General features: G+C 70.0%; 13 protein-coding genes. 11 read left to right on the plus strand and 2 right to left on the minus strand.

What is annotated here, in order from left to right:
- Positions 1-17: 17 nt before the first annotated feature.
- The 4 genes from CBM2586_RS27305 to CBM2586_RS27320 all read left to right on the plus strand — a co-directional run bounded on the left by CBM2586_RS27305 (position 18) and on the right by CBM2586_RS27320 (position 5,000).
- On the plus strand, positions 18-962 hold the full coding sequence (locus CBM2586_RS27305; protein WP_115666204.1) for a DUF808 domain-containing protein: 945 nt from the start codon (positions 18-20) through the stop codon (positions 960-962).
- Between the two features lie 433 nt (positions 963-1,395).
- The gene (locus CBM2586_RS27310) at positions 1,396-2,775 is read left to right on the plus strand and encodes an amino acid permease (RefSeq protein ID WP_115666203.1); all 1,380 of its coding nucleotides are present in this window, start codon (positions 1,396-1,398) and stop codon (positions 2,773-2,775) included.
- 217 nt (positions 2,776-2,992) lie between these two features.
- Entirely contained in the window at positions 2,993-3,847 is an 855-nt protein-coding gene (locus tag CBM2586_RS27315; RefSeq protein WP_115666559.1) for a ferritin-like domain-containing protein, read from the plus strand.
- Between the two features lie 10 nt (positions 3,848-3,857).
- On the plus strand, positions 3,858-5,000 hold the full coding sequence (locus tag CBM2586_RS27320; protein WP_115690963.1) for a glycosyltransferase: 1,143 nt from the start codon (positions 3,858-3,860) through the stop codon (positions 4,998-5,000).
- 13 nt (positions 5,001-5,013) lie between these two features.
- Here CBM2586_RS27320 and hpnA read toward each other — a convergent pair whose 3' ends face one another.
- Positions 5,014-6,021 carry a hopanoid-associated sugar epimerase gene (gene hpnA / locus CBM2586_RS27325; protein WP_115666201.1) on the minus strand — a complete coding sequence of 336 codons (1,008 nt, stop codon included), beginning with the start codon at positions 6,019-6,021 and terminating at the stop codon, positions 5,014-5,016.
- A gap of 258 nt (positions 6,022-6,279) precedes the next feature.
- Between hpnA and ispH the strand changes: the two genes are divergently transcribed.
- The 7 genes from ispH to CBM2586_RS27360 all read left to right on the plus strand — a co-directional run bounded on the left by ispH (position 6,280) and on the right by CBM2586_RS27360 (position 15,834).
- Complete coding sequence (gene ispH / locus CBM2586_RS27330; RefSeq protein WP_115666200.1) at positions 6,280-7,278, plus strand: 4-hydroxy-3-methylbut-2-enyl diphosphate reductase; 999 nt, start codon at positions 6,280-6,282, stop codon at positions 7,276-7,278.
- A gap of 20 nt (positions 7,279-7,298) precedes the next feature.
- Positions 7,299-8,471, plus strand: coding sequence for an adenosyl-hopene transferase HpnH (gene hpnH, locus CBM2586_RS27335; protein WP_115690965.1), 1,173 nt, complete (start codon positions 7,299-7,301; stop codon positions 8,469-8,471).
- A 10-nt stretch (positions 8,472-8,481) separates the two neighbouring features.
- Positions 8,482-9,693, plus strand: coding sequence for a bacteriohopanetetrol glucosamine biosynthesis glycosyltransferase HpnI (gene hpnI / locus CBM2586_RS27340; protein WP_115690967.1), 1,212 nt, complete (start codon positions 8,482-8,484; stop codon positions 9,691-9,693).
- Entirely contained in the window at positions 9,690-11,114 is a 1,425-nt protein-coding gene (gene hpnJ, locus CBM2586_RS27345) for a hopanoid biosynthesis associated radical SAM protein HpnJ (RefSeq protein ID WP_115666197.1), read from the plus strand. The genes hpnI and hpnJ overlap by 4 nt, the downstream gene beginning before the upstream one ends.
- Positions 11,115-11,152: 38 nt before the next feature.
- Positions 11,153-11,968, plus strand: coding sequence for a hopanoid biosynthesis-associated protein HpnK (gene hpnK / locus CBM2586_RS27350; protein WP_115690969.1), 816 nt, complete (start codon positions 11,153-11,155; stop codon positions 11,966-11,968).
- 17 nt (positions 11,969-11,985) lie between these two features.
- The gene (locus tag CBM2586_RS27355) at positions 11,986-12,978 is read left to right on the plus strand and encodes a lysylphosphatidylglycerol synthase domain-containing protein (protein WP_115666558.1); all 993 of its coding nucleotides are present in this window, start codon (positions 11,986-11,988) and stop codon (positions 12,976-12,978) included.
- A 207-nt stretch (positions 12,979-13,185) separates the two neighbouring features.
- Positions 13,186-15,834 (plus strand): MMPL family transporter, encoded by a 2,649-nt coding sequence (locus CBM2586_RS27360; protein WP_115691518.1) that lies wholly within the window; start codon positions 13,186-13,188, stop codon positions 15,832-15,834.
- A gap of 47 nt (positions 15,835-15,881) precedes the next feature.
- Here CBM2586_RS27360 and CBM2586_RS27365 read toward each other — a convergent pair whose 3' ends face one another.
- A complete protein-coding gene (locus CBM2586_RS27365) occupies positions 15,882-16,337 on the minus strand; it encodes an FKBP-type peptidyl-prolyl cis-trans isomerase (protein ID WP_115690971.1) in 456 nt (151 codons plus the stop codon).
- Positions 16,338-16,517 lie beyond the last annotated feature (180 nt).

The following is a 16,517-nucleotide window of genomic DNA, read 5'->3' on the forward strand; positions in this document are numbered from 1 at the left end:
CGCGCGGAGGTCCTGACATGGCCGGCTCAAGCTTGCTGGTATTGATCGACGACATCGCCACCATCCTGGACGATGTCGCCGTGATGAGCAAAATGGCGGCCAAGAAGACCGCTGGCGTGCTGGGCGATGACCTGGCGCTGAACGCGCAGCAGGTCAGCGGCGTGAAGGCGGAGCGCGAGTTGCCGGTGGTATGGGCGGTCGCGCTGGGGTCGATTCGCAACAAGGTGATCCTGGTGCCGGCGGCGCTGGCGATCAGCGCCTGGGCCCCGTGGGCCGTGGTGCCGTTGCTGATGGTCGGCGGCGCGTTTCTTTGCTACGAAGGCTTTGAAAAACTGGCGCACCGGTTCCTGCACAGCAAGTCCGAGGACGCCGTGCACCACGCTCGCGAAGTCCAGGCCGTGTCGGACCCGGCCGTCGACATGGTGGCGTTCGAGAAAGAGAAGATCAAGGGCGCGGTCCGCACCGACTTCATCCTCTCGGCGGAGATCATCGTGATCTCGCTGGGCACCGTCGCCAACGCGCCCTTCGGCCAGCGACTCGCGGTCCTGTGCGCGATCGCGGTCATCATGACGGCCGGCGTCTATGGCCTGGTGGCGGGCATCGTAAAGCTCGATGACGCCGGACTGTATCTGAGCCAGCGGGCCTCGGCCGGGCTTCGGTGGCTGGGGCAAGGCTTGCTTCGGCTGGCACCGTTGCTGATGAAAACCTTGTCCGTTGCCGGCACCGCGGCAATGTTCCTGGTGGGTGGCGGCATCCTGATGCATGGCATCCCGGCCATGCACCACCTGACCGAAGCCGCGGCACTGGGCGCGGCTTCGGTGCCGGCAATCGGCGGCGTGCTGGCGGTGCTCGCGCCGGTGTTGCTGGACGGCATTGCCGGCATCGTCGCCGGCGGGCTGGTGCTGGCGGCGGTGAGCATGGTGAAGGCCGGGGTGCGGGCGGTGCGGCCTTCGGCGCGCTAGGCGCGGGGGCCGGCGCCCCCGGTAGTGAGCGCGGTGCCGGACGCGCGCAATCTTGCAAGGCCGCACACGTGGCCTTGACAGGTGGGCTTGTTGCACACCACGCCGGCTTCAGGACATCCTCAGGAATTGCCCCCAGCAGGAGATTGCGCGCCACTGTGGCCGGCGCGCGTGGCCAGCATTTTTTTCTGAATTTCATGTCGAATTCAGCAACAAATGTCCCCTCGATCTGATTAACCTGCCCGCTATTTTCCGTTTGCAGCGCCCGGCCGGCGGTCCGTCGATCGCGGCGCCTGTCAGCGGCGCCCCGGTGCTTGCCCGCCGCGGCCCGCGCTCCGGCCTCACCCACGGCCCCATGCAGACGTGAAAATCCCGCTGCCCGCGCCAGCCCCACAAGGGCCGCGCGGCCATTCAGATGACACGGAGACAACGACACATGAGTGCAAGCGCAGAACATCTGCAACGCGGCCTGGGCGAACGCCATATCCGGCTGATGGCGCTGGGATCGGCGATCGGCGTGGGCCTGTTCCTGGGCGCCGGCAATGCCATCAAGATGGCCGGGCCCGCCATCATGCTGGCCTACCTGATCGGCGGCGCGGTGATCTTCCTGATCATGCGCGCGCTGGGCGAGATGGCCGTGCATAACCCGGTAGCCGGCTCATTCTGCCGCTACGCGCAGGACCACATGGGCCCGCTGGCGGGCTACCTGACCGGCTGGAACTACTGGTTCCTGTGGCTGGTGACCTGCGTGGCGGAGATCACCGCCGTGGCCATCTACATGGGCATGTGGTTTCCCGACGTGCCGCGCTGGATCTGGGCGCTGGCCGCGCTGGCGGCGATGGGCTCGGTCAACCTGATGGCGGTCAAGGCCTATGGCGAGTTCGAGTTCTGGTTCGCCATGATCAAGATCGTCACCATCGTGCTGATGCTGATCGGTGGCGGCGCGATGATCGTGTTCGGCTTCGGCAACGGCGGCGTCGCCACGGGCATCTCCAATCTGTGGGCGCACGGCGGCTTCATGCCCAACGGCGCCTCGGGCGTGCTGATGTCGCTGCAGATGGTGATGTTCGCCTACCTCGGCGTCGAAATGATCGGCCTGACCGCCGGCGAGGCGCGCAACCCGAAGAAGTCGATCCCGGAGGCGATCAACTCGGTGTTCTGGCGCATCCTGATCTTCTACGTCGGCGCGCTGTTCGTGATCCTGGCGCTGTACCCGTGGAACGAGATCGGCGCGCAGGGCAGCCCGTTCGTGCTGACCTTCGAGCGCCTCGGCATCAAGACCGCTGCCGGCATCATCAATTTCGTGGTGCTGACCGCGGCGCTGTCGTCGTGCAATGGCGGCATCTTCAGCACCGGGCGCATGCTGTACAACCTGTCGCTGCAGGGCCAGGCGCCCGCGGCCTTCGCCCGGGTCGACCGCAACGGCGTGCCGCGCCGCGCGTTGCTGGTGTCGATCGCCGCGCTGCTGGCCGGCGTGCTGCTCAACTACCTGGTGCCGGAAAAGGTCTTCGTCTGGGTGACCGCGATCTCCACTTTCGGCGCGGTCTGGACCTGGGCCATCATCCTGGTCACGCAGATCCAGTTCCGCCGCGGCCTGGCCCCGGCTGCGCGCCAGGCGCTGGCGTTCCGCATGCCGTTCTGGCCGTATGGCTCGTATATCGCGCTGGCGTTCCTGGCGCTGGTGGTGGCGCTGATGGCTTATTTCCCCGATACGCGCGTGGCGCTGTACGTGGGCCCGGGCTGGCTGGTGCTGCTGACGGTGTGCTACTACGCGCTCGACATGCGCTCGCGCGGGCCGGTCAGCTACCGCGCCTGAGCCTGCGGCACCGCGGCACCGTGGCGCGCTGACGCGGACGTGCGCCGCGCGGCGCGCCTCGCTACAATGGCCCCCGGGCAATCCATCGCCAGGGGGCTGAATGTCCAAGACGTCCGATACCGCCGATCCGGTGGCGGCGCGGTTGCGCGGCAGCGCCGCGCAGGCCTGCGCCACGACCGCCCTCAGCGTCGAGCAGGCCGAACTTGCCGATCACGCCATGCGCCACTGGACCGATCCCAGCCCCGGGGCGATACGCATCGGCTCGGCGCGGCACCTGCAGCTGTTCTGCAACATGCTGCTGCAAACCCACAACCCCTACAAGCCCGCCGTCATCGACTGGCCGGCGCTGGCGCCGCAGGCGCTGCATCGCGTCACTTCGCTGCCGATCTGGGATATCGCCGTGCAGACCGAGGGCCGCGCCTCGATCCGGGTCCAGACCTTTGCCGCGACCGTCAGCGACCCGCTGCTGCGCCGCGCACTGGAAATGGACGGCGCCGAAGAGGCGCGCCACAAGGTGGTGCTGTCGAAGCTGGTCGAGGCCTACGGCATCGCGCTGGCGCCTGAGCCGGACTACCCGCCGCCGCGCGATCCCGAGTGGGGCTGGCTGGTCACGGGCTACAGCGAGTGCATCGACAGCTTCTTCGCCTTTGGCCTGTTTGCCGCGGCCCGGCGCTCCGGCTTCTTCCCCGCCGAGCTGGTGGAAACCTTCGAGCCGGTGATCCAGGAAGAAGGCCGGCACATCCTGTTCTTCGTCAACTGGGCCGCGTGGTACCGGCGCAACCTGCCGTGGTGGCGGCGCCCGCTGTTTGCGCTGAAGGTGGCGCGGGTGTGGGCCTTCCTGATCTGGGAGCGCATCGGCATCGCCCGCGGCATCGACGCCGACGGCGTGGCGCAGGATGCCAACTTCACCATGAACGGCTCCGCGGCGCTGGGCGAAGCGCTGACGCCGGGCGCGATGATCGGGCTGTGCCTGGCCGAGAACGACCGGCGCATGGCCGGCTACGACGCCCGCCTGCTGCGCCCCGACACCGTGCCGCGGCTGGCCCGGCTGGCCCGGCGCCTGCTGAAATAGGGGACGCGCCATGCGCATTGCCATGGCGCTGTCACTGCTGTCGCTCGCGATCTGGGGCGTGCTGCTGTTCGGGCGCGCCGGATTCTGGCGCGTGCGCAGGCCACCGGCCGGGCCGGCGCCGGCGACCTGGCCCGAGGTGGTCGCCATCATCCCCGCCCGTGACGAGGCCGGGGTCATCGGCAGCGCGGTCGCCGCGGTGCTCGGCCAGCGCTACCCCGGCCGGCTGGCGCTGGTGGTGGTGGATGACCACAGCGCCGACGGCACCGCCGATATCGCCCGCGCCGCCGCGGCCACCACCGCGCGCCCGCGGGCCCTCACCGTCATCGGCGCACGCGAACTGCCGGCCGGATGGAGCGGCAAGGTCTGGGCGCAGTCCGAAGGCCTGGCCGCCGCCGACCGCATCGCGCCGCAGGCGCGCTATGTCTGGCTGACCGATGCCGACATCCGCCACGGACCGGGCGTGCTGGCCGGCCTGGTGGCGCGCGCCGAGGCGGAACGGCGCGACCTGGTCTCGCTGATGGTGCGGCTGCGCTGTGCGTCGGCATGGGAACGGCTGATCGTGCCGGCCTTCGTCTTTTTTTTCGCCAAGCTCTACCCCTTCGCCCGCGTGCGCGATCCGCGCAGCCGCGTTGCCGCCGCGGCCGGCGGCTGCATGCTGGCGCGCCGCGCGGCGCTGGCGCGCATCGGCGGCTTCGCCACGATCCGCGGCGAGCTGATCGACGACTGCAGCCTGGCCGCGCGCATCAAGCCCGGCGGCGCCATATCGCTGGAGCTGGCGGACGACAGCGTGTCGCTGCGGCCCTACGACGACTGGCGCAGCCTGTGGGACATGATCGCGCGCAGCGCCTACACGCAACTGCGCCATTCCCCGCTGTGGCTGGCGGGCGCGGTCGCGGGCATGGTGCTGACCTACCTGGTGCCGCCGGTGCTGGCGCTCGGCTGGCGGCTGTGGCCGGCATGGCTGGCCTGGGCCGCGATGGCGCTGGCCTACCTGCCGATGCTGCGCGAATACCGGCAGCCGTGGTGGCTGGCGCCGCTGCTGCCGGTGACGGCACTGTTCTACCTGGGGGCGACCATCGACTCGGCACGGCGCTACCGCTTGCGTCGCGGCGGGCAATGGAAGGGCCGGAGCCAGGCGCCGATGCGCCCCTGAGCGCGGTGGCGGCTCAGGAGTGGCCCAGGTAACCGTGCGCGCGGAACCATGCCAGCGCATCGCGCAGCCCCTCCTGGTACGGGCGCGGCTGATACCCCAGTTCCTTGCGGGCCTTGTCCGAGGTAAAGAACATCCGGTAGCGGGACATATTGAGTCCATCGACCGTCAGGAACGGCTCCTTGCCGGTCAGCCGCGCCGCCGCTTCCGCGCCGTAGGCCAGCGGATACAGCGGCCAGCGCGGCAGCTGCAGGGTCGGCGCGCGCCGGCCGCACAGCTGGGCGATATCGCGCAGCATCTGCTGCAGCATCACGTCCTGGCCGCCCAGGATATAGCGCTCGCCGGTGCGGCCGCGTTCCAGCGCCAGGAAATGCCCGTTGGCGACGTCTTCGACGTGGGCGAGGTTCAGCCCGGTATCGACAAAGGCCGGGATCTTGCCGGTGGCGGCCTCGACGATGATGCGGCCGGTCGGCGTGGGCCGCACGTCGCGCGGGCCAATGGGGGTGGACGGGTTGACGATCACCGCCGGCAGGCCGTGCCCGGCCACCCGTTGTTCGACCACGCGTTCGGCCAGCACCTTGCTGCGCTTGTAGGCGCCGATGGCCTCGTGCGGGCGCAGCGCCGCGGTCTCGTCCACCGGTGACTGCGCGCCGGCGACGCGCAGCGTCGCCACGCTGCTGGTATAGACCACGCGCTCGACCCCGGCCCGCTGCGCGGCCTCCATCACCGTCAGCGTGCCGTCGACGTTGGTGCGCACGATGTCTTCCGGATCGCGCGCCCACAGCCGGTAGTCGGCAGCGACATGGAACAGGTAACGCACGCCCTGCAGCGCCGCGGCCACCGCGGCGGCATCGCGCATGTCGCCCTGGACCAGGGTCACCGGCAGCCCGGCAAGATTGGTGCGGGGGCTCTGCGGGCGCACCAGCACGCGCACCCGCCAGCCGCGCGCCAGCGCCTGGCGCGCCACCGCCGAGCCCAGGAAACCCGCTGCACCGGTCACCAGCACGTCATCGTTTTTGCTCATCAACCCGTTTCCTCGCAAGGCGGCGTCGCCGGGCCGGCCCTGCGCCGATCGTGGCGGCGCCAGACAAAGCCGGCGTGTCGGGTATATAGTAACCACCGTGCGAGGAAAATGTGATCCGCGGCGGATCTCCGGTGGGTCCTGGCTCCGGTGGGTCTGGTTCGGATCCGGGCAGCGCTGTCGGGATCGTTGTCGGGCATCGTTTTCCGTTGCGCGATCCCAAACACTGAAACCCGTAGCAAATGGGTCGGGGGCTACTCCATGCAGGTGATTCTTGCTCAGCCCCGGGGCTTCTGTGCCGGCGTGGTGCGCGCGATCGAGATCGTCGACCGCGCCCTCGTGAAGCATGGTGCGCCGGTGTTCGTGCGGCATGAAATCGTGCATAACAAGCACGTCGTGCAGGGACTGAAGGACAAGGGCGCGCGTTTCGTCGAGGAGCTGGACGAAGTGCCGGCCGGCGCGGTGACCATCTTCAGCGCGCACGGGGTGTCGCGCGAAGTCGTCGCCGATGCCCGCCAGCGCCAGCTGCATGCCATTGACGCCACCTGCCCGCTGGTGATCAAGGTCCACACCCAGGGCCGCCAGTACGCCGCCAGCGGCCGCACCGTGATCCTGATCGGCCATGCCGGCCACCCCGAAGTCGAAGGCACCATGGGCCAGATTCCCGGCAAGGTGATCCTGGTGCAGAACGAGGCCGACGTCGGCAAGCTCGACCTGCCCGACGACACCCCGGTCGCCTACGTCACCCAGACCACGCTGAGCGTGGACGACACCCGCAACATCATCGCCGCGCTCGGACGGCGCTTCAGCAACCTGGTCGGCCCCGATACCCGCGACATCTGCTACGCCACGCAGAACCGCCAGAGCGCAGTGCGCGACCTGTGCAAGCTGGCCGACGTGATCCTGGTGATCGGCGCGACCAACAGTTCCAATTCCAACCGCCTGCGCGAGATCGGCACCGAAAGCGGCGTGCCCAGCTACCTGATCGCCGAAGGCAGCGAGCTCGACCCCTCCTGGGTGCGCGACGCCAACGTGGTCGGCATCACCGCGGGCGCCTCGGCCCCCGAGGCCATGGTCGAAGACGTGATCGCCGCGCTGCGCCGGCTGGGGCCGGTCGAGGTCAGCACCATGGCCGGGCGCGAAGAGCATGCCGAGTTCAGGCTGCCGGCCGAACTCGCCGACGCGAAGCCGCCGGCGGCACCGGCCGAGGCCGGCACGGAGGCCGCGCCGGCTTCCGCCAACGAGAACATTGCAGGCTGAACCAACCAGAGGAAGCTGTCGTGGCCATTCCGCTCCTGCAGGTTGCCCGCGTGGGCGCCTATATCGTCGGCAAGCACCTGTCGCGGCAGAAACGCTATCCGCTGGCGCTGATGCTGGAACCACTGTTCCGCTGCAACCTGGCTTGCTCGGGCTGCGGCAAGATCGACTACCCCGACCCGATCCTGAACCAGCGCCTGTCGGTGCAGCAATGCCTGGAGGCGGTGGACGAGTGCGGCGCGCCGGTGGTGTCCATCGCCGGCGGCGAGCCGCTGCTGCACAAGGACATGCCGCAGATCGTGCAAGGCATCATCGCCCGGCGCAAGTTTGTCTACCTGTGCACCAATGCGCTGCTGATGGAAAAGAAGCTGGACCAGTACCAGCCCAGCCCGTATTTCATCTGGTCGGTGCACCTGGACGGCGACCGCGAGATGCATGACCGCTCGGTGTGCCAGGAAGGCGTGTACGACCGCTGCGTCGAGGCGATCCGCGCGGCCAAGGCACGCGGCTTCCGCGTCAATATCAATTGCACGCTGTTCAACGATGCGCAGCCCGAGCGCGTGGCCAGGTTCTTCGACTCGGTCAAGGCGCTGGGCGTCGATGGCATCACCGTGTCGCCGGGCTATGCCTATGAACGCGCGCCGGACCAGCAGCACTTCCTGAACCGCGGCAAGACCCGCCAGCTGTTCCGCGACATCCTCAGCCGCGGCCGCGCGGGCAAGAACTGGGCATTCAGCCAGTCGACGCTGTTCCTCGACTTCCTCGCCGGCAACCAGACCTACCACTGCACCCCGTGGGGCAACCCGGCGCGCACGGTGTTCGGCTGGCAGCGCCCGTGCTACCTGGTCGGCGAAGGCTATGCCGCGAGCTTCCGCGAACTGATGGACGAGACCGACTGGGACGCCTACGGCACCGGCAACTACGAGAAATGCGCCGACTGCATGGTGCACAGCGGCTACGAAGCCACCGCCGTGGCCGACACCTTTGCCCATCCGCTCAAGGCGCTCGGCGTCAGCCTGCGCGGCGTGCGCACCAGCGGCCCGATGGCGCCGGACATTGCGCTGGATCGGCAGCGGCCGGCCGAATACGTGTTCTCGCGCCACGTCGAGATCAAGCTCGAGGAAATCCAGCGCGCCCGGCCGCCCGCCAGGCAGCCCCGGCCGGCCGAGGCGCCGGCCAGCGCCGCCACGCACTGAAGCCTTTGCGATGGCCGCCGGACTTGCCGCCATCCTGCCCGGCGCAGCGCTGGTCTGCGTGACGGCCGGCTATGCGCTGGCGGCGACCTGGTTGTCGCGCCGCAAGCCGGCGCATGGCGGGGCCGTGGCCAGCACGCCGGTCAGCGTGCTCAAGCCGCTGTGCGGCGCCGAACCCCGTCTCTACGCCAACCTGGCGACGTTCTGCCGGCAGCGGCATCCGTGCTTCCAGCTGGTGTTCGGCGTGCGCGCCGCGGACGATCCCGCCATCGCCGTGGTGGAGCGGCTGGGGCGCGACTTCCCGGCCTGCGACATCGCACTGGTGATCGACCCGCGGGTGCACGGCAGCAACCTCAAGGTCAGCAACCTGATCAACCTGTCCGGCGCGGCCAGGCACGATGCGCTGGTCATCGCCGACAGCGACGTCGCGGTGGCGCCGGACCACCTGGCGCGCGTGACGGCGCCGCTGGCGCAGGCCGGCGTCGGCGTGGTCACCTGCCTGTACCGCGGCCATGCCATCGGCGGCTTCTGGTCGCGCCTGGGCGCGCAGTTTGTCGATGACTGGTTCGCGCCGGCGGTGCGCATCGCCCATGCGGGCGGCTCGCGGCGCTTTGCCTTTGGCGCCACCATCGCGCTGCGCCGTGACGCGCTGGCGGCCATCGGCGGTTTCGGGGCGTTGCGCGACCGGCTGGCTGACGATTACTGGCTCGGCGAGCTGACGCGGCGGCTGGGCTTGCGCACGGTGCTGTCGGAGGTAGTGGTGACGACCGATATCACCGAAGACCGCTTCACGCCGCTATGGCGCCATGAGTTGCGCTGGATGCGCACGATTGCGTCGCTGAACGCCATGGGCTATGCGTTCAGCTTCATCACCTTCACCTGGCCGATGCTGGCGCTGGGCGTGTGGCTGGCACCGCTGCCGCTGGTGATCGCCGCGGCGCTCGTCGGTGTGATGGCGCGCAGCGTGCTGGCGGGCAGCGTCGCGGCGGCACTGCGGGCGCCGTTGCGTGATGGCTTGTTGCTGGCGTGCTGGGCGCTGGCGTTGGCTGGCAAGAGGGTGTGGTGGCGGGAGCAGGTGCTGGCGGTAGGTGAAGCGCAGCACTCCGGTCGGGCGCCGGCCCTCTCCCCCACCCCTCTCCCGCAAGCGGGAGAGGGGAGAAAACAGCCGAAGCCCGCTCCCGACACCCAGGCTTTCACCGGCATCCATACCAAGAGGCCGCTATGAAAAAAACCCTGTTCCTGCAGGCCCCGTCGTTCGACGGCTTCGACGGCGGCGCCGGTTCGCGCTACCAGGCCAAGCGCGAGATCAAGTCGTTCTGGTACCCCACCTGGCTGGCGCAGCCGGCCGCGCTGGTGCCCGGCAGCCGCGTGCTCGATGCCCCGGCCGACGGCCTCAGCGTGCAGCAGACGCTGGCGATCGCCGCGGACTATGAACTGGTGATTATCCACACCAGCACGCCGTCGTTTCCCACCGACGCCAGGTTCGCCGAGGCGCTGAAGCAGCGCCATCCCGGCGTGATGATCGGCATGGTCGGCGCCAAGCCCGCGGTCGATCCCGGCGGCACGCTGGGCGCGAGCGACGCCATCGACTTCGTCTGCCGCGAGGAATTCGACTACACCTGCCAGGACGTGGCCGCGGGCAAGCCGCTCAGGGACATCCTGGGGCTCAGCTATCGCCAGCCGGACGGCTCGCTCGAACACAACGGCCAGCGCCCGATGATCGAGGACATGGACCAGCTGCCGTTCGTGGCGCCGGTCTACCAGCGCGACCTGAAGATCGAGAACTACTTCATCGGCTACCTGAAGCATCCCTACGTATCGATCTACACCGGCCGCGGCTGCCGTTCGCGCTGCACCTTCTGCCTGTGGCCGCAGACGGTGGGCGGGCACCGCTACCGCACGCGCTCGGCGGCAAGCGTGCTCGCCGAGGTGAAATGGATCAAGGAGAACATGCCCGAGGTCAAGGAGATCATGTTCGACGACGACACTTTCACCGACTTCAAGCCGCGCGTCGAAGAGATCGCGCGCGGGCTGGGCCAGCTGGGCGTGACGTGGTCCTGCAATGCCAAGGCCAACGTGCCCTACAGCACGCTCAAGATCATGAAGGAAAACGGCCTGCGCCTGCTGCTGGTGGGCTATGAGTCCGGCGACGACCAGATCCTGCTGAACATCAAGAAGGGGCTGCGCACCGACATCGCGCGCCGCTTCACCGAAGACTGCCGCAAGCTTGGTATCCAGATCCACGGCACTTTCATCCTGGGCCTGCCGGGCGAAACCCGCGAGACCATCGAGAAGACCATCGAGTACGCCAAGGAAATCAACCCGCATACCATCCAGGTCTCGCTGGCGGCGCCCTACCCTGGCACCACGCTGTACCGCCAGGCGGTGGAAAACGGCTGGCTCGAGGAAAACAAGGTCATCAACCTGGTCAACGACCAGGGCGTCCAGCTGGCGGCGATCAGCTACCCGCACTTGTCCAAGGAGGACATCTACCACGGCGTCGAGACCTTCTACAAGCGCTTCTACTTCCGCCCCCGCAAGATCTGGGAGATCGTGCGCGAGATGCTCGGCAGCTGGGACATGATGAAGCGGCGCCTGCGCGAGGGCGTGGAGTTCTTCCGCTTCCTGCGCTCGCACGAGGCCTGATCCTGGCCCGGGCGCTTCCGCTTGCGGCGCAACGCGCGCTGATCGTCACCGCCGACGACTTCGGGCTGCACCCGGCCGTCAACGAGGCGGTGGAGCTGGCCCACCGCGACGGCGTGCTCAACACCGCCAGCCTGATGGTGGGCGCGCCCGCACTGGCGGATGCAGTGGCGCGCGCGCGCCGGCTGCCGGCGCTGCGCGTGGGGCTGCACGTGGTGCTGGCCGATGGCCCGGCCATGCTGCCGCGCGCGCGCATCCCCGCGCTGGTCGATGCGCACGGCCGCTTCGGCTCGGCCATGGCGCTGGACGGTTGCCGCTTCTTCTTCCTGCCCGCGGTGCGTCGCCAGCTCGCCGCGGAAATCCGCGCCCAGTTCGAGGCCTTCGCCGCCACCGGCCTGGCGCTCGACCATGTCAATACGCACAAGCATTTCCACCTGCATCCGACCGTGCTGTCGCTGATCCTGTCGATCGGGCGCGACTACGGGCTGCGCGCGATGCGGCTGCCGCGCGAGGCGGGTGCGCCGTGGCTGCTGCGGCCGTGGCTGGCGCTGCTGCGCCGCCGGCTGGAGCGCGCCGGCATTGCGCACAATGACTACGTGATCGGCATTGCGCGCAGCGGCCAGATGGACGAGGCCGCGCTGCTGCAGGCGCTGGCGCAACTGCCCGCGGGCGTGGTCGAGATCTACCTGCATCCGGCGGTGGTGTCCGGCGCAGCCATCGCCCCGTCGATGCACGGCTACCGCCACGCCGAGGAACTCGCCGCGCTGCTGTCGCCGCGGGTGCGCGCCGCGCTGGATCAGGCGGCCCTGCGGCGTGGTGGCTTCGCCGATGTGTTCGCCGGCCGCGCGTTGTCCTGATGCTTGCCGATGCGCCGATGAAACGTTTGGCTTACCTGACCGGACTGCTCGGCCTGCTGGCGCTGACCGCGCTGGTGATCCACCAGGGCGCCGGCGATATCGCCGCGGTGATGGCCCAGGGCGGCTGGCCGCTGTTGCTGCTGGTGCCGCTGCACGCGCTGCCGCTGCTGCTCGACGCGCAGGGCTGGCGCGTGCTGCTGACGTCCGCCGATCCCGACGAACGTGCCGGGCTGGGCTTCCTGTGTTGGGTCGCAGCCGTGCGCGAGGCGGTAGCCCGCCTGCTGCCCACCGTGGGCGTCGGCGGCGAACTGGTCGGCATCCGCCTGACGCGGCTGCGCATCCATGACACCACCGCGGTCACCGCCAGCGTGGTGGTGGAAGTGATGCTGACGATGTTCTCGCAGTACCTGTTCGCCGCCACCGGGGTGCTGATGCTGGTGGTCGCGCTGCAGCAGCGCGCCAGCGCGTGGATCATCCTGGCCGGCCTGCTGCTGTCGTTGCCGGTGCCGGTTCTGTTCGCGCTGTCGCTGCGCCACGCCGCCTTGTTCGAGAAGCTGGAAGGCGCGGCGCGCCGGCTGTTCGGCGCCGACCACCGCATCGTCGCGCTGATCGACGGTGCGCGCCTGGACGCGCATATCCGCGCGCTCAACCGGCGCCACCGCGAACTGGCAAAGGCTTTGCTCTGGCAGCTGGCCGGACTGCTCAGCGGCACACTCGAGATCTGGCTGGCGCTGTGGCTGCTGGGCCATCCGGTGCCGTTCTGGCAGGCGCTGGCGATCGAGTCGCTGACGCAGGCCGCGCGCCACGTGGCGTTCTTCGTGCCGGCCGGGCTGGGGGTGCAGGAAGCGGTGGTGATGCTGCTGGGGCAGGTGCTGGGGATGGATGCGCAAGTGGCGCTGGCGCTGGCGCTGGTCAAACGCGCGCGTGAGATCCTGTTCGGTGTGCCCGCGCTGCTGTCATGGCAGTGGCTCGAACTGCGCCGCTGGCGGCGCGGGCAGGCCGCCCCCTAGCGCACCGCCGCAGGCAACGGGCCGCCAGGGCAGCAGACCGCTCGGATCTCCGACGCCACTGCAAGCGGCGCCACGGAAGGCAAGCGGTGAATCGTCATGGATACAAGCGCGGGGAAATGATTGAAGATGGCGCGGCGGCGCCGCATGGCGCGTGCGGCATGGCCCCAGCCGATATACTCGCGGTTCGTGCTCCTTCCGGATCTGTCCATGCTGACCTCGCTGCTGACACGCATCGTCCGGCTTGCCACCGCCCGGCCGTGGCACGTCATCCTGCTGGCGGCACTGGTGACCGCCGCCAGCGGCGTCTACGTGGTCCGCAACTTTGCCATCAACACCGACATCGGCCGCCTGCTGGATTCCGACGCGCCGTGGGCGCTGCGCGAGGAGGCCATCGCCAAGGCCTTTCCCCAGCGCGGCCAGATGATCCTGGCGGTGGTGCAGGCGCCGGCCGCGGAACTGGCCGATGCCGCCGCCGATGCGCTGGCCGCAGCCTTGCGCCAGCAGCCGGCGCGTTTCACCGCGGTCAGCCAGCCCGGCGGCGGCGCCTTCTTCGCGCGCAACGGCCTGCTGTTCGCCGGCACCGACGAGGTCCGCCAGCTGACGCAGCAACTGACGCAGGCGCGCCCGCTGCTCAACGCCCTCGCGCACGACCCGACGCTGCGCGGCCTGTCCGACGTGCTCGCCACCACGCTGGCGCTGCCGCTGCAGATGGGGCAGGTCAAGCTGGGCGACATGGCCGGTCTGCTGGGCAGCAGCGCGCGCACGCTGGACCAGGTGCTGGCGCGCAAGCCCGCCGCGCTGTCGTGGGCGGGCTTGCTCGACGACAGCCTCAAGCCCGGCGCCGACGGTCACGTCTACCGCTTTGTCGCGCTCAGCCCAGTGCTCGACTACAGCGACCTCAAAGCCGGCGCCGAGGCCGCGCGCGCGATCCGCCACGCCGCGGACGAACTGCAGCTGGCGCAGCGCTTCCAAGCCTCGGTGCGCCTGACCGGCCCGCAGGCGCTGGCCGACGACGAATTCGCCTCGGTCAGCGATGGCGCCTTGCTCAACGGCGTGCTGACGGTGCTGGCGGTGGTGCTGATCCTGTGGCTGGCGCTGCGGTCGGCGCGGCTGATCGTGGCGGTGCTGGCGAGCCTGTTCGCCGGACTGCTGATCACCGCCGCGCTGGGGCTGGCCATGGTGGGCGCGCTGAACATGATCTCGGTGGCCTTCGCGGTGCTGTTCGTCGGGCTGGGCGTGGACTTCGGCATCCAGTTCGGCGTGCGCTACCGCGCCGAGCGCCATGACCGCGACCATATCGTCGATGCACTGGGGCTGGCCGCGCGCGCCGTCGGCGCGCCGCTGGCGCTGGCCGCCGCGGCCACGGCGGCGGCGTTCTTCTGCTTCCTGCCCACCGACTACCGCGGCGTGGCCGAACTGGGCCTGATCGCCGGCGTCGGCATGATGGTCGCGTTCGCCACCACCTTCACGCTGTTGCCGGCGCTGATCGCGGTGCTCAGGCCCGGCGGCGAATCCGCCTCGCCGGGCTTTGCCTGGCTGGCGCCGGCGGACCGCTTCTTCGACCGCTACCGCAAGCCGGTGCTGCTGATCACGCTGCTCGCGATCCTGGCGGGCGCGCCGCTGCTGCCGCACCTGCGCTTCGATTTCGACCCGCTGCACCTGAAGGATCCGCAGTCCGAATCGATGGCCACGCTGCTGGCGCTGCAGGATGCGCCGCAGGCCGGCACCGACGATGTCAATGTACTGGCGCCGTCGCTGCCGGCCGCGCATGCGCTGGCGGGCCAGCTCGCGGCACTGCCCGAAGTCGCGCGCGCGGTCACGCTGCAGAGCTTTATTCCGGACGACCAGCCGCCCAAGCTGCAGGCCATCGGCCAGGCCTCGGCCGCGCTGATGCCGGCGCTGGCGCAGCCGAGCGCGGCGCCCGCCACCGACAGCGCGCGCGTCGATGCGCTGCGACAGGCCGCGCGGCAGCTGGCAATCGCCGCTGACCAGCATCCCGGTCCTGGCGCCGCCGAAGCGGCGCATCTTTCCGCCACGCTGGAAAAGCTGGCCGCGGCCGATGCGCCCGCGCGCGACCGCGCCGAGCGCGCCATCGCCCTGCCGCTGCAGCTGGCACTGGCGCGACTGAAGCTGGCGCTGACGCCGCAAGCGGTCAGCCAGCAGACCCTGCCGCCCGAGCTGGTGCGCGACTGGATTGCCCCGGACGGGCGCGCGCTGGTCAACGTCAGCCCGCGCCTGCCGCCGCCCGCCAGCGCGCAGCGCGAAGCCGCGCTGGCACGCTTTATCGCCGCGGTGCAGCGCGTGGCGCCCGCCGCCACCGGCGGACCGATCGCGATCCGGGGCTCGGCCGATACCATCATGACCGCGTTCGCGCAGGCGGGTGCCTGGGCGGTGCTGTCGATCACCCTGCTGCTGTGGATCACGCTGCGCCGCTTCGGCGACGTGCTGCGCACGCTGATCCCGCTGCTGGTATCGGCCATCGTCACGCTGGAGCTGTGCGTGGTGTTCGGCATTGCGCTGAACTTCGCCAACGTGATCGCGCTGCCGCTGCTGCTGGGCGTGGGCGTGGCGTTCAAGATCTACTACGTGATTGCCTGGCGGCATGGCAAGACCCAGCTGCTGCAGTCGAGCCTGACGCACGCGGTGCTGTACAGCGCCGCCACTACCGCGGTCGCCTTCGGCAGCCTGTGGCTGTCGCAGCATCCCGGCACCGCCAGCATGGGCAAGCTGCTGGCGCTGGCACTGGCCTGCACGCTGGTCGGCGCCGTGTTCTTCCAGCCGATCCTGATGGGCCGCCCGCGCGGCGATGGCCACGAGGGTGGCCATCACCGGCCGGACCAGCCGGCCCGTCCCTGAAAATTTTTTCTGCTCGCGCGACCGATCCTGGCGCCGCGCCGGGGCGCTCAGCTGCCGATACCGAGCAGCACCACCTCGAAGGTCAGCGTGGCGTTCGGCGGGATCGTGCCCGGCACGCCGCGCGCGCCGTAGGCGGTGCCGGGCGGGCAGCTCAGCCGTGCCTTGCCGCCCACCTGCATGGCCTGCACGCCCTCGGTCCAGCACGGGATCACGCGGTTGAGCGGAAACGAGATCGGCTGGCCGCGCTTGTACGAGCTGTCGAATTCGGTGCCGTCCGCCAGCGTGCCGCGGTAGTGCACCTGCACCGTGTCGGTGGCCTTGGGCGAGGCGCCGGTGCCCTTGATCAGGTGCTGGATGGTCATGCCTGACGCCAGCGTCTGCGGCGCCGATGCCGCGGCGGCAGGCGCCGACGCGGCGGTGGCAGGCGCCGACGCGGCCGGCCCGGCAGCGCAGGCGGCGCCCGCAAGGGTCAGGGTGCCAAGGAAAAGCGCGAGTGTTTTCATGGAAGGCCTGCTCTCGAGGTGGTGATTGGGGATGCGGCAGTTTAACCGACGCGCGCCGCCGGTATGGCGGCGGCGGCATATCGCGCACCGCTGCCGCGCCGGGTGCAGTGATGGTGCGCCGCACCGCGCCGCGCCCGTTACACCGGGCCTTTTGCCGTCTACGATGGTTCGTGACAGCCC

The sequence above is a fragment of the Cupriavidus taiwanensis genome, assembly GCF_900250115.1.
In the GTDB taxonomy this organism is placed as follows: domain Bacteria; phylum Pseudomonadota; class Gammaproteobacteria; order Burkholderiales; family Burkholderiaceae; genus Cupriavidus; species Cupriavidus taiwanensis_B.